Source organism: Stutzerimonas stutzeri SDM-LAC (genome assembly GCF_000235745.1).
Classification (GTDB): domain Bacteria; phylum Pseudomonadota; class Gammaproteobacteria; order Pseudomonadales; family Pseudomonadaceae; genus Stutzerimonas; species Stutzerimonas stutzeri_H.
On sequence record NZ_AGSX01000006.1, the window covers coordinates 1 to 13,469 of the forward strand.

Annotated in this window: 11 protein-coding genes; 4 read left to right on the forward strand and 7 right to left on the reverse strand. The window is 60.6% G+C overall.

The features are described 5' to 3' along the window. From PSTU_RS0100435 to PSTU_RS0100465, 7 genes are all read right to left on the reverse strand, one after another. Positions 1–965: TRAP transporter substrate-binding protein (locus PSTU_RS0100435; protein ID WP_019339077.1), on the reverse strand; the 965-nt coding region annotated here is incomplete at its 3' end. Positions 966–1,051: 86 nt separating this feature from the next. Beyond that, a complete protein-coding gene (locus PSTU_RS0100440; protein ID WP_019339078.1) occupies positions 1,052–1,951 on the reverse strand; it encodes an SMP-30/gluconolactonase/LRE family protein in 900 nt (299 codons plus the stop codon). A 37-nt stretch (positions 1,952–1,988) separates the two neighbouring features. Further along, the gene (locus PSTU_RS0100445; protein WP_029404534.1) at positions 1,989–2,813 is read right to left on the reverse strand and encodes an NAD-dependent epimerase/dehydratase family protein; all 825 of its coding nucleotides are present in this window, start codon (positions 2,811–2,813) and stop codon (positions 1,989–1,991) included. Positions 2,814–3,325: 512 nt separating this feature from the next. After that, a complete protein-coding gene (locus PSTU_RS0100450; protein ID WP_019339080.1) occupies positions 3,326–4,846 on the reverse strand; it encodes a tripartite tricarboxylate transporter permease in 1,521 nt (506 codons plus the stop codon). Between the two features lie 9 nt (positions 4,847–4,855). Beyond that, on the reverse strand, positions 4,856–5,338 hold the full coding sequence (locus PSTU_RS0100455) for a tripartite tricarboxylate transporter TctB family protein (protein ID WP_019339081.1): 483 nt from the start codon (positions 5,336–5,338) through the stop codon (positions 4,856–4,858). A 69-nt stretch (positions 5,339–5,407) separates the two neighbouring features. Then, positions 5,408–6,376: a tripartite tricarboxylate transporter substrate binding protein gene (locus PSTU_RS0100460; protein ID WP_019339082.1), complete on the reverse strand. Its 969-nt coding sequence runs from the start codon at positions 6,374–6,376 to the stop codon at positions 5,408–5,410. 55 nt (positions 6,377–6,431) lie between these two features. Then, positions 6,432–7,823, reverse strand: coding sequence for an enolase C-terminal domain-like protein (locus tag PSTU_RS0100465; RefSeq protein WP_019339083.1), 1,392 nt, complete (start codon positions 7,821–7,823; stop codon positions 6,432–6,434). A 565-nt stretch (positions 7,824–8,388) separates the two neighbouring features. On the opposite strand from PSTU_RS0100465, the gene kdgD reads away from it, so the two are divergent. The 4 genes from kdgD to PSTU_RS0100485 all read left to right on the forward strand — a co-directional run. Then, positions 8,389–9,303, forward strand: a complete 915-nt coding sequence (gene kdgD / locus PSTU_RS0100470; RefSeq protein WP_019339084.1) for a 5-dehydro-4-deoxyglucarate dehydratase — start codon at positions 8,389–8,391, stop codon at positions 9,301–9,303. Between the two features lie 79 nt (positions 9,304–9,382). Then, positions 9,383–10,825 carry an aldehyde dehydrogenase family protein gene (locus tag PSTU_RS0100475; protein WP_019339085.1) on the forward strand — a complete coding sequence of 481 codons (1,443 nt, stop codon included), beginning with the start codon at positions 9,383–9,385 and terminating at the stop codon, positions 10,823–10,825. Positions 10,826–10,946: 121 nt separating this feature from the next. Next, the gene (gene gudD, locus PSTU_RS0100480) at positions 10,947–12,290 is read left to right on the forward strand and encodes a glucarate dehydratase (RefSeq protein ID WP_019339086.1); all 1,344 of its coding nucleotides are present in this window, start codon (positions 10,947–10,949) and stop codon (positions 12,288–12,290) included. A 311-nt stretch (positions 12,291–12,601) separates the two neighbouring features. Beyond that, positions 12,602–13,469: UxaA family hydrolase (locus PSTU_RS0100485; protein WP_029404535.1), on the forward strand; the 868-nt coding region annotated here is incomplete at its 3' end.

Here is a 13,469-nt window from a genome sequence, read left to right on the forward strand (position 1 = left end):
GCTTCGATGCGCTTGATCAGGTCGGCGAACTGCGCGCCGTACTTCTCACGGACCGGAGCGGTCGCTTCGTAGAACGGCTTCTTGTCGACTTTGATGAACTCCACCCCAGCTTCTTTCAGCTTGGCAACGCTCTCTTCGGTCCTCTTGTCCCACAACTCGCGCTCTTCCATCTGCGCTTCTTTGGCATATTTCAGAACGGTCGCTTGCTGCTCGGGGGTGAGCTTGTTCCACGTCGTCTTGGACATGACGATCGGCTCAGGAAGGATCAGGTGACCTGTGAGGGTGTAGTTCTTGGCTTCGCGGTAGTGGTTGTGCTCAAGCATCGTTGGCGGGTTGTTTTCTGCTCCGTCGATCACGCCGGTCTGCAAGGCACTGAAGATCTCGCCAGTAGCCATCGCTACGCCCTGCGCGCCCATGGCGTTGAGGGTATCGATGAACAGAGGGTTGCCAATCACGCGGATCTTCATGCCCTTGAGATCTTCGAGGTTACGTACCGGCTCCTTGGTATAGAGGTTACGCACGCCGCCATCCATCCACGCCAAGCCGACCATGTTGAAGTCGGAGTTGGTGATCTTGTCGAGGATCTCCTGACCGATCGGGCCGTCGATGATCTTGCGCATGTGCTCGTGGTCGCGGAACACAAATGGCATGTTGAAGGCATTCACTTCCGGAATCACCGGGCCAAGTGTGCCGAGGCTGACGCGGGTCATCTGGATCGCACCGAGCTGCACCTGCTCGACGACTTCTTTCTCAGAACCCAGCACACCACCCGAGAACATGCGGAACTTGAGTTCGCCATCGGTGGCTTCTTCGATTTTCTTGCCCATGTTTTCCTGAGCGACGACGGTCGGGTAGCCGGCCGGGTGAACCTCGGCGATCTTCAGGGTCATGGCCGCATGTGCCGTGCCGGAAAGGCAGAAGGCAAGGGGCAGGGCGGCGATGAGCAACTTGCGTTTGAAGTTCATGTGGATCTCCATCTTTTTGTTGTTGGTATGCAGCGTTGCGAGCGTCAAGGCAGGGCAACTGCGGACCTGTCCTTGGTGGTGAAGCGTTAGCGGAAGCGCGCTTCCTCCAGCCCGGCGACGCCGGGTTGCAGGGCGAAGACACCGCCCGCCAAAGGCTGATCGGAGAGATCACCGCCTGGGCGAATGGATGTGACGAACAGCGTGTCCAGGCGAGAGCCACCGAAGGCGCACATGGCTGGTTTGTTCACCGGCACTTGCAACGAGCGATCGAGGCGTCCGTCGGGGGTGAAACGGTGAATGAGGCCGGCATCGTTGCCGCAGATCCAGTAGCAGCCATCGACGTCCACTGCGGCGCCATCGGGACGACCGGGGTGCTGGTTCATGTCGACGAATAGCCGGCGATTGCTGGGCGTGCCGGTCGCAGTGTCGTAATCGAAGGCCCAAATGCGTTGAACGCTGGGGTGCGAGTCGGAAAGGTACATCGTACGTCCGTCGGGGCTGAATCCAAGCCCGTTAGGCACGATGAAATCTCGCAGATGCGCCTCAAGTGATTCGCCAACAGTCGAGCCATCGATCCGGTACAGCGCGCCCGCCGGAGTTCCAGCGGCCATATCCATGACCATGGTGCCGGCCCAGAACCGGCCCTGGCGGTCGCAGCGTCCATCATTGAATCGCATGTTGCCAGCGCCATGCTGCACGCCAGCAAGGCGAGTGGCGCCAAGGGTGCCGTCGCTCTGCGGGATGATCTCGAAAATGCCGTCTTCCATACCGGCAACCCAACGATTGGCGTTACCTTCGCGGCGAGCGATACAGGCAATCATCTGATCGCCCGTCCAGCGTGTCACGCAAGCATCTGAAGCCGTCCAGCGAAGCAGCTGCTTGTTGGGTATGTCGACCCAATAGAGCGCCTGCTCAGAGGCCACCCAGACCGGGCTTTCGCCCGTTGCGTTTTGTGCATCGACTAGGAGTTCTGCTGAATTTGCCATGGCGATTCTCTTTATTGTTTTCGCGGCGTGGCGGGAATCAGTCTTCGAACGGACCTGCTTCGCAGAAGGCGCCACCCTGATAGATCAGGGCTGGATCATTGGGCGCATAGGGTGGTTGCTGTTCGACTTTTTCGCGGAACACTTCTGACGTGTCCTGGGGCTCGAAGCCCAGGTGCGCGGCCATGTGGTTGTCCCACCACTGGTCACGGTTCGCCGAGGCGCCGTAGACAACGGTGTGCTTCACGTTCGGGGTGAACAGCGAGCGCTCGATCAGGTTGGTCAGGTCGCGATAGCTCAGGTAGGTGGCCATCATCCGGCGATTGAGTGGCTCTGGAAACGATGAGCCGATACGGATGCTGACGGTCTCGATGCCGTAGCGATCGAAGTAAAAGCTTGCCATGTCCTCGCCATAGGATTTGGACAGGCCGTAATAGCTGTCGGGACGACGCGGGGCGCTGGCGTCTATGGTTTCGGTCTGCTTGTGGAAACCGATGACATGGTTGGAACTGGCGAAGACCACACGCTTGATGCCGTGCCTGCGAGCTGCCTCGTAGATATGAAATACACCGCGAATGTTGCCGTCGAGAACTTCTTCGAAAGGACGCTCTACCGAGACGCCACCAAAATGCACAATCACATCGACACCTTCGCAGAGGGTGTGCACAGCGGCTTTGTCGGCAAGATTGCACTGCACCACTTCTTCGTGCTCGCCAGTCGCGGGCTCCATCGGGGCGATATCGGAGAGGCGAATGATGTTGGCGTAGGGGCGAAGCGTTTCGCGTAATACCTTGCCCAATCCTCCTGCAGCGCCTGTCAGCAGGAGGCGGTTGAAGGGTGTGTGAGCGGTCGTCGTGCTTGTCATTGTGATCTGCCCATCGCTTATTGTTTTTGGTGTCATCGGTTGTCGGATGACTTTGGTCGATTATTTCTGCCGACCCACAATCTTGTCAACCCGCCTGCCGGATCTTTCTTATGTCATGACATCGCCCGATGGGCTTCTGAAATCAGCGCGAAGCCGTCGAGCAATGCCGCGATCTGCCTGGGTTACAGGCGGATAGAGCGTCACTTCGGACATCAAGCTAATGGGCAAGACGATGCAATCACATACCACTAAGGTCGAATGCTGGATCTGCGCGCTAGCTGAATTACTGCGGCGTCGAACTTTCGGCCGGTTGTATGATGACCCTTGAGGCCGCTTGCGACTCCGCGAACCCCAACCCGAGCAGACCTGCCTTCAGCCCGAGCGATCAGATAGCGAGCTGGCTGTAAACCAAATCAGGCAAGCGCGCCTGAACGAAAGACCGCGCCTTCGGGCGCGGTCTTATTCTCGCTGCAGTAGTCAAAGCCTGCCGTCGTCCGCCAGGCACAGCTGCCTCAGGTTTCTTGCAGCCTGACCGCAGTACCTTTTCGGCTACGCAGTGCACTGAACAGATGCCAGAGCACCGACAGCAGGGCCAGCGCCAGGAAGGCCGCCGAGATGGGGTTGGTGAGAAAGCCCGCGAAGTGACCGTCAGATAGCATCAGCCCGCGACGCAGGTTGGTTTCGGCCATTGGACCGAGGATGAAACCGATGATGAATGGCGCCGCTGGCATACCACCCTTGACGAACCCATAGCCGATCAAGCCGAACAGCAGGATGGTCCAGACGTCGAATACCCGACTGCTCAGACCGAACGCACCCACCACACAGAGCACCAGAATGATCGGCAGCAGGATGTGCTTGGGCACGGCCAGCAGCTTGATGAAGATGCGCAGTCCATAGAACTCCAGAACCAACATCATCACCGAGGCGAGGATCAGGGCCGCGAAGATGGTGTACACCAGCGCGCCCTGGCTGATGAACAGCAGCGGGCCCGGCTGGATGCCATGGATCATGAAACCGCCGAGGAGGATCGCCGTCACGGTGTCGCCGGGAATGCCAAGCGTCATCAGCGGGATCATGGCGCTGCCGATGCCTGCGTTGTTGGCGGTTTCACTGGCGACCACACCGTCCACGGCCCCCTTGCCGAACTGCTCGGGGTGCTTGGAGCGCTTCTTGGCGATGATGTAGGACACGATGTTCGATGTGCCCGCACCGATACCCGGCAGTATGCCGATCCCGATGCCGATCAGCGAAGAGCGAAACGCATTGGGGATCTGGCCGAAGAACTCCTTCAGGGAGAAGCCGAAGCCCTTGACGCCCTTCATGCTGACCGACGCGATCTTGCTCTTATGCGCAGCCTTGCCTGTCTCGGCGATCTTGATTACCTCAGCCACGGCGAACATGCCGATCATCACCGTGAGCATCGCAAAACCACCGTTGAGGTTGGGCGAGTCGAAGGTGAAGCGGCGAATGGCATCGACCGGCGCGATACCCACGGTGGAAAACGCGAAACCCAGGGTCCCGGCATAAATGCCCTTGAGCAGCGATCCGGTGGACAGCGTGGCGATCAGCGTCAGCGAGAAGATCGCGATGGAGAAATATTCGTGCGGCCCGAAACGCAAGGCGACCTTGGCCAGCGAAGGCGCAATGGACATCAGTGCAACGATACTGAGCACGGTGCCGATGAAGGAAAACACCACGCCGACGCCCAGGGCCTTCAGGCCTTCGCCTTTCTCCATCATCGGCCCGCCGTCGAACGTCGTGGCGATGGAGGCGGGCGTACCCGGAATCTTCAGCAGAATGGCTGAAATCAAGCCGCCGGAGGTCGCGCCAATGAACAGTGCGACCAGCAATGACAAGCCAGCGGCTGGCCCCATGGTGTAGGTCAGTGGCAGGCACAAGGCGATGGCCATGGTCGCCGAAAGCCCGGGGACGGCGCCAAAGACGATGCCGACCGCGACGCCAAGGGTGATCAGGATAAATATATAGGGCGAGAAAACCGCACCGAAACCGGCCTGCAGAAGTTCGAACATGGCCGCCTCCTAGAATTTCAGAAAGCCGGTCGGGAGCATCAGATCGAAGCCCTGCCGGAAGGTGAAGAAGATCACAGCGGAGGTGACGACTGCGATGACGATGTAGGTGATGTGGTTGATCTTCTGTTCGCGCGGTGTAATCACGATGAACTGCGCATAGAGATACAGCACGGTCATGATCGGAAAGCCGACCTTTTGCAGCAGGGCGACATACACGGCGATCAGGCCCAGGGTCTTGAATACCGTTGGGTAATCCGGTGGCGTTCCGGCAGAGGGGTCGGCATCGGCATCGACGGGCGGATGCGTCGCCCGGTTTGCGGTCAGCAGTTGCAATACGCCCAACAGACAGAGCCCGACGGACAAGACGTACGGAACAGTGGAAGCGTCAATGAAGCCTTTGCGCGGAAGATTGATGGTCAGGAACAGGTAGAACAGGCCGGCGCCCAGCATCAGGGCTCCGACCAGTAACTCCTTTTTCTTGTAGGTATCCATGGGACAGCTCTCGATTCAGAGGAAAGGCTGCCGGGCGCAGCGGCGGCGCCCGGCATCATGCTGCGGGCATTACTTGCTCTGACGCAATTCGTCCTTGTATTTCATGAAGTTCTCGCGGGTGTTCGTCAGGCGATCAATCGACTGGTTGGTATCGAAATAGCTGACCGGCTGCTTGAAGGTCTTGCGCAGCTCCTCCTCATATTCAGGCATCTCGGTGATCTGTTTCACGATGCCTGACATCTTCTCGATAATTGCCGGATCGGTGCCGTCCGGGAACGCAACGACGTAAGGCTTCTCCATGACGAAGTCGACGCCTTGCTCCTTGAAGGTCGGTACGTCGCCGAGCAATGGGTTGCGCTCTTCGTTGGGCTGGCCCAGGGCAACCATCTCGCCGCTCGTCACGTAGTCCTGCACCGAGCCGTAGCTGATGGCAGCCAGGTCGATACGGTCACCCAGCAGGGCGACGACTTTCTCGGATACGGTGCCGGCGTCGACCATTTTGAGCTTGGTATCGGTGAGGCCTTCGAACATCAGGCCTTGCAGGTGCGAATAGCTGCCCATTTCCGTGCCGTAGGTGACGCTGCTTGGCTCGGCCTTGGATTTGGAAATCAGATCTTCCAGCGATTTCAGGCCCGAGCTTTTCGACGCTACGAACACGGTGCCCTTATCGACGCCGGCGATGCAGCAAATGTCGAACGCATCGAGGCTGTCTTCGGTCAGGCCGGCGACCTCGTTGACGATCAGCTGGCCGGTATGGGTGAAGAGAATGGTGTTGCCGTCCGGGTCGGCCTGCTTGACCTGCTCGGCCGCCAGCGTGCCACCGCCGCCGGCGACATTGGTGATGACCATCGCTTCGCCGGTGATCTTGGTGAAGTACTTGGCCATGGTGCGGGCGTTGAAGTCGGTGTCGCCGCCAGCGTTGGCGATCACGACGACCTGCACAGGGCGAGTCGGCCACTCGGTCTCGGCGGCATAGGCACCGCTGACTGCGGTGGCCAACAGGGCGGAAACAAGGGAGGCGCTGATAGCTTTTTTCATTGTTGGGTCTCTCCGTGGTTGGGTTGCGGCGCTTCGTTTGTGTCTTTTCTGGTTATTAACGGCCCAGGCTTGGCTGTTTGGGGTCGTACTTCCAGCCAGGCACCAGGTATTGCATGGCCATGGCATCGTCCCGGGCGCCGGTGGCGACCTTGTTGTAAAGCTCGTGGGCGGCCATGATCCGGTCCATGTCCGGCTCGACACCGAGGCCCGGCTTGTCTGGCACCTGCACCGCGCCGCCGACGATCTGCAGTGGCTCGCGGGTCAGACGCTCCTGGCCCTCTTGCCAGATCCAGTGGGTGTCGATGGCCGTGATGTTGCCCGGCGCTGCGGCCGCGGCATGGGTGAACATCGCCAGTGAGACATCGAAATGGTTGTTCGAATGCGATCCCCAGGTCAGGCCGAACTGTTCGCACATCTGCGCCAGCCGCACCGAGCCCTGCATGGTCCAGAAGTGCGGATCGGCCAGTGGGATGTCGACGGCTTCCAGACGCAGCGAGTGGCCCATCTGCCGCCAGTCGGTGGCGACCATGTTGGTGGCGGTGGGAATGCCGGTGGCGCGCTTGAACTCGGCCATGATCTCGCGACCGGAGTAGCCGTTCTCCGGGCCGCAGGGATCTTCGGCGTAAGACAGGATGTGGCCCTGCCCGCGGCAAAGCTCGATGGCCTCGGCCAGTGACCAAGCGCCGTTGGGGTCCAGCGTGACGCGCGAACCCGGAAAGCGCGCCTTGATACCGGCGATGGCCTGCATCTCTTCGCTGCCGCGCATCACGCCGCCCTTGAGCTTGAAGTCTTTGAAGCCGTAGCGCTCAGCCGCGGCCTCGGCGAGCCGGACGATGGATTCTGGTGTCACCGCTTCCTGATGGCGCAGGTGGTACCAGTCATCGGCCGAACCAGTGCCAGCCAGATAAGGCAGGTCGGTGCGGGTGCGGTCGCCGATATAAAAGAGGTAAGCGAGCATTGGTACGCTGTCGCGCTGCTGGCCGCTGCCGAGCAGCTCTGCGACAGGTACGTCGAGATGCTGGCCGAGCAGGTCGAGGAGGGCGGCTTCGACCGCGGTGATGACGTTGTCCAGGCGCAGGTTGATCTCGTGCGGCTGTCTGAGTACCGCGGCTTCGGCTTCGGACGTCACCTCATGCTGAGTGGCTTGCGGCCCTTTCGCCGAGCCGCCCGCGATCGCTTGGCGCAGGGCGTTGAGTATGCGGTTGTAGCGGCCAACCTGTTGCCCGACGACCAGCCCCTTGGTGCGTTCCAGTGCCTGACGGATGCCTTCGCCGCCGGGGACTTCGCCGATTCCCTTACGCCCGGTGCTGTCTTCGAGCAGCACCAGGTTGCGAGTGAAATAGGGCGCATGGGCGCCGCAGAGGTTCAGCAGCATGCTGTCGTAGCCCGCCACGGGGATGACCTGCATCCGGGTCACGACAGGGGTATTTGCGTTGAGATCTGACATCGAGTCGCGGGCTCCTGGTTGTTCTTGTGAGCTCAATGAACGGGGCAGAGAAGGGTGAGCGTCAGCCAAACCCTCGCATGCAGCGCCTGGAACAGAGTGGGGCGATCGGGCGGTTAGCCAGGGTGTCTTCACGACCGCAAGCGGATCGACGTACCAGCAATACGGTGGATGAGAGGGGCGCTACAGGGCAGCGGTACGGAATGAGGCATGGCTTTTTAAGCTCTGTTTGTTTTGTCATACGTTGTCGTATGACTTGACTGGATTTTTATCAGTGCATGGGGTGGTTGTCAAACGACGGAAACATAAAAATCGTCCCGTGTGACCGCTCGGTCGATGCGGGGTTTCGGTTGTCCTGGCTTTCATCGATGCTTTTTGTACTGCGCGCATTTCGCCAAGTCCGCTGCCGAGGTGACAGCTACCCCGCGGCGAGCCCTGTTCTGCGGATGCGAGCGAGGAGCGGAAGAAATTCGTTAAAACCGGTAGCGCGCCTTGTAGTTGTACGATAACGTATCTCAAGGCTACGGCCCCTTCCTCAATACCGATAGCTTCACAGGATGCTCAAACAATGAACCCACAAGAACTGAAGGCCATCCTCTCGTCTGGTCTGCTCTCCTTTCCTGTTACCGATTTCGACCAGCAGGGCGACTTCAGCCGTGCTGGCTACATCAAGCGCCTGGAGTGGCTGGCACCTTATGGCGCGACTGCCTTGTTCGCGGCTGGCGGCACGGGCGAATTTTTCTCACTGACCCCGCAGGAATACCCGGACGTCATCAAGACCGCCGTGGACACCTGTGCAGGCCAGGTTCCGATCCTTGCTGGTGTCGGCGGTCCGACTCGCCAGGCCATCGCCTACGCTCAGGAAGCTGAGCGCCTCGGCGCCAAAGGCCTGCTGCTATTGCCGCACTATCTGACCGAAGCGAGCCAGGAAGGCGTCGCACGGCACGTTGAAGAGGTGTGCAAATCGGTCAACATCGGTGTGGTGGTCTACAACCGCAACGTGTGCCGTCTGACTGCGCCGTTGCTCGAGCAACTGGCCGAGCGCTGCCCGAACCTGATCGGCTACAAGGATGGTCTCGGTGATATCGAGCTGATGGTTTCCATCCGGCGTCGCCTGGGCGAACGTCTGACCTATCTTGGTGGCCTGCCGACAGCCGAGGTCTACGCCGCGGCGTACAGAGCGCTGGGTGTACCGGTTTATTCATCGGCCGTCTTCAACTTCGTACCGAAGTTGGCCATGGACTTCTATGCCGCCGTTGCTCGTGGCGATGACGAAACCGTTGGCAAGCTGATCGATGATTTCTTCCTGCCATACATCGACATCCGCAACCGGTGTAAAGGCTATGCCGTCAGCATCGTCAAAGCGGGTGCGAAGATCGTGGGTTACGACGCCGGCCCTGTTCGCGCACCGCTGACCGATCTGCGTCCAGACGAGTACGAAATGCTCGCCGCCCTGATCCAAAAGCAAGATGGCGCTCTATAAAGCTGGCCCGTTAATCATTCGCCCCAACCGTCAGTCTGCGGCTTGCCCGAGCTGGCGGTCATTACGAAGGAGAGATTCCGTGGCAGAAGCAAAGCGTTATGACAACTACATCGATGGCCAATGGGTAGCTGGCAAGCAGTACCAGGCCAACATCAACCCGTCCGACCTTTCGGATGTCATCGGCGAATACGCCCAGGCGGACGCTTCGCAGGTCGAAGCCGCCATCGCCGCAGCCCGCAAGGCGTTCCCGGCCTGGTCCACGTCCGGTATCCAGGCTCGTGCCGATGCTCTGGAAAAGGTCGGCCTGGAAATCCTCGCGCGCCGCGAAGAGCTGGGTAACCTGCTGGCCCGCGAAGAAGGTAAGACGCTGCCGGAAGCCATCGGTGAAGTTTCTCGTGCCGGCAACATCTTCAAGTACTTCGCCGGCGAGTGCCTGCGCCAGGCGGGCGAAACCCTGCAGTCGGTGCGCCCCGGCGTCAGCGTAGAAGTCACCCGTGAACCGCTGGGTGTGATCGGTCTGATTACCCCTTGGAACTTCCCGATCGCCATTCCCGCCTGGAAGATCGCGCCGGCGCTGGCGTACGGCAACTGCGTGGTGATCAAACCGGCGGATCTGGTTCCTGGTTGCGCCTGGGCCATCGCGGAAATCATTTCGCGCGCGGGCTTCCCGGCGGGTGTGTTCAACCTGGTGATGGGCAAGGGCCGTGAAGTGGGCGAAGTCATCGTCAACGACAAGCGTGTCGACGGCGTCAGCTTCACCGGTTCTGTGGGCGTCGGCCGCGGCATCGCGGCGGCCTGCGTCGGCCGTCAGGCCAAGGTTCAGCTGGAGATGGGCGGCAAGAATCCGCAGATCATCCTCGATGACGCTGACCTCAACACAGCGGTCGAACTGGCCACCCAGAGCGCGTTCTACTCGACTGGCCAGCGCTGCACCGCCTCCAGCCGCATCATCGTGACCGAAGGCATCTACGACCGTTTTGTCGAAGCCATGATCGAGCGCATCAAGAAGATCAAGGTCGGTTCAGCCCTGGAGCAAGGCGTGGATGTTGGCCCGGTGGTGTCCCAGGCCCAGCTGGACCAGGACCTGAAATACATCGAGATCGGCAAGCAGGAAGGCGCACGCCTGGCCGTCGGTGGCGAGCGTGTCAGCTGCGGCACCGAGGGCTACTACCTGGCGCCGACGCTGTTCGTCGACAGCACCGCCGACATGCGCATCAGCCGCGAGGAAATCTTCGGCCCGGTTGCCAACGTGGTGAAGGTCAAGGACTACGACGAAGCATTGGCCATGGCCAACGACACCGAGTTCGGCCTGTCCGCCGGCATCTGCACCACCTCGCTGAAATACGCCAACCACTTCAAGCGCCATTCCCGTGCCGGGATGGTAATGGTCAACCTGCCGACCGCTGGCGTGGACTACCACGTGCCCTTCGGTGGCCGTAAAGGCTCGTCCTACGGCCCGCGGGAGCAGGGGCGTTATGCCCAGGAGTTCTACACCACGGTGAAGACCACCTATATCGGCTGATCAGCCGAGCCGCTCCATGGCGCGCAACTCGTTCGAGTCGTTTGGCGGCTCGGCAGTTCGCGCCCGCGGCAAACAGATCGTTGAACCGCAACGCGGACCATAAGAACAAAGAGAGACGCATATGAACGATTCTGTGAATCATGGTGCTCCGGTCATCACTGAGCTTCGAGTGGTCCCGGTCGCAGGACAAGACAGTATGCTGCTCAACCTGAGCGGCGCCCATGGTCCGTATTTCACCCGCAACATCCTCATTCTCAAGGACAGCGCCGGCAACACCGGAGTTGGCGAAGTCCCCGGTGGCGAAGCCATTCGCCAGACCCTCGAAGACGCCCGTTCCATCCTCGTCGGGCAGTCGGTCGGCAATTTCAATGCGCTGCTGAACCAGGCGCGCAAGGCCTTCGCCGATCGCGACGTCGCCGGCCGCGGACTGCAGACCTTCGACCTGCGCATCGCCATTCATGCCATTACCGCCATCGAGTCGGCATTGCTCGACCTGCTCGGCCAGCACCTTGGCGTGCCGGTTGCCGCATTGCTCGGTGACGGCCAGCAGCGCGACGAAGTCGAGATGCTTGGCTATCTGTTCTTCATCGCCGATCGCAACAAGACTGATCTGGGTTACCGCGACGAATCGAACGCCAGCGAAAACTGGTTCCGCGTGCGTAACGAAGAAGCGCTGACGCCGGAGACCGTCGTTCGTCAGGCCGAAGCGGCTTACGAGCGTTACGGTTTCAAGGATTTCAAGCTCAAGGGTGGCGTGCTGCCGGGCCGCGAAGAGGTCAAGGCAATCCGCGCGCTGGCCGAGCGCTTCCCCGATGCCCGCATCACCCTGGACCCCAACGGCGCCTGGTCGCTGGCTGAGGCCATCGATCTGTGTAAGGACCTGCACGGTGTGTTGGCCTACGCCGAAGACCCTTGCGGCGCCGAGAACGGCTATTCCGGTCGCGAAGTGATGGCCGAATTCCGCCGCGCCACCGGTCTGCCGACCGCGACCAACATGATCGCCACCGATTGGCGGCAGATGGGCCATACCATCCAGCTGAATTCCGTGGACATCCCGCTGGCCGATCCGCACTTCTGGACCATGAGCGGTTCGGTGCGCGTCGCGCAGATGTGCAACGACTGGGGCCTGACCTGGGGCTCACATTCGAACAACCACTTCGACATTTCCCTGGCCATGTTCACCCACGTGGCGGCCGCCGCACCGGGCAAGACCACCGCCATCGACACCCACTGGATCTGGCAGGACGGTCAGTACCTGACCCGCGAGCCGCTGCAGATCGTCGGTGGCAAGGTGGCTGTGCCGGCCAAGGCGGGTCTGGGCGTCGAGCTGGACGAAGATGCGCTGCAGAAGGCCCATGAGCTGTATCTGGAAAAAGGCTTGGGCGCGCGCGACGATGCGATCGCCATGCAGTACCTGATCCCGGAGTGGACCTTCAACAACAAGAAACCGTGCCTGGTGCGTTGACCTGTGCGCTTCGCGGTCAAGACCGCTCCCACAAAAAACGTACCGTACCGCGTGGGAGCGGTCTCGACCGCGAATGAAATTGCACGCCGCAGCGGTGGATCGCATAGGCAATCCACCTTTCAGGCTCAGGGTTCTATCTGTGAGCGCTTGGTGGGTAGGGAGAGCTTCGCGGTCGAGACCGCCCCCACGGGCGGTGTAGGCATCAGCGCTCCCACAATCGGCATCACTGTACTTTTGTGGGAGCGGTCTCGACCGCGAACGAACCAGATCAGAACAACCGGAGTGAACCGGAGAAAACCATGAACGAAACCGTGGAACTGATTCAGCATCAAGATTCGCCGCGTTACATCCGTCTGAACGAGGCGGATAACGTGGCTGTGGTAGTCAACGATGGTGGCGTACCGACCGGTGCCCGGTTCGAAGATGGATTGGTCACTGTCGAGTCGGTGCCGCAAAGCCACAAGGTTGCGCTGGTGGATATCGCTATCGACCAACCCGTGCGCCGCTACGGCCAGATTATCGGCTATGCGCTCGAGCCAATAGTGAGAGGCTCCTGGGTCAAGGAAACGCAACTGCGCATGCCCTCAGCGCCACCTCTCGACAGCCTGCCGATGGCCGACGCCGTCCCGCAGCGGCTCGAACCACTTGAGGGCTTTACCTTCGAGGGTTACCGCAACGCCGACGGAACAGTCGGTACGCGCAACGTGCTCGGCATCACCACTACCGTTCAATGCGTGACCGGCGTGTTGGATCATGCGGTTGCGCGAATCCGCAAGGAGCTGTTGCCCAAGTACCCGAACGTAGACGATGTGGTCGCGCTGACCCACAGCTACGGCTGCGGCGTTGCGATCAACGCCAAGGATGCCTATATCCCGATTCGCACCGTTCGCAACCTGGCGCGCAATCCCAACCTGGGCGGCGAAGCGCTGGTCATCAGCCTTGGCTGCGAAAAGCTGCAGGCCGAGCAGGTTATGCACGAGGGCGACGCATCGGTCGATCTCAGCGAACCCTGGCTGTACCGCTTGCAGGACTCCAATAACGGTTTCGGCGAAATGATCGAACAGATCATGGCGCTGGCCGAGGCGCGTCTGCAGAAGCTCAACCGCCGCCAGCGCGAGACTGTTCCGGCATCGGAACTCGTCCTGGGCATGCAGTGCGGCGGGAGGGATGCCTTTTCGG

Bases quoted from the DNA above. Each gene is read 5' to 3' on its own strand.
- PSTU_RS0100445 (WP_029404534.1), bottom strand. From the start codon at position 2,813: ATGACAAGCACGACGACCGCTCACACACCCTTCAACCGCCTCCTGCTG.
- PSTU_RS0100465 (WP_019339083.1), bottom strand. From the start codon at position 7,823: ATGTCAGATCTCAACGCAAATACCCCTGTCGTGACCCGGATGCAGGTC.
- PSTU_RS0100450 (WP_019339080.1), bottom strand. From the start codon at position 4,846: ATGTTCGAACTTCTGCAGGCCGGTTTCGGTGCGGTTTTCTCGCCCTAT.
- kdgD (WP_019339084.1), top strand. From the start codon at position 8,389: ATGAACCCACAAGAACTGAAGGCCATCCTCTCGTCTGGTCTGCTCTCC.
- PSTU_RS0100460 (WP_019339082.1), bottom strand. From the start codon at position 6,376: ATGAAAAAAGCTATCAGCGCCTCCCTTGTTTCCGCCCTGTTGGCCACC.
- PSTU_RS0100440 (WP_019339078.1), bottom strand. From the start codon at position 1,951: ATGGCAAATTCAGCAGAACTCCTAGTCGATGCACAAAACGCAACGGGC.
- gudD (WP_019339086.1), top strand. From the start codon at position 10,947: ATGAACGATTCTGTGAATCATGGTGCTCCGGTCATCACTGAGCTTCGA.
- PSTU_RS0100455 (WP_019339081.1), bottom strand. From the start codon at position 5,338: ATGGATACCTACAAGAAAAAGGAGTTACTGGTCGGAGCCCTGATGCTG.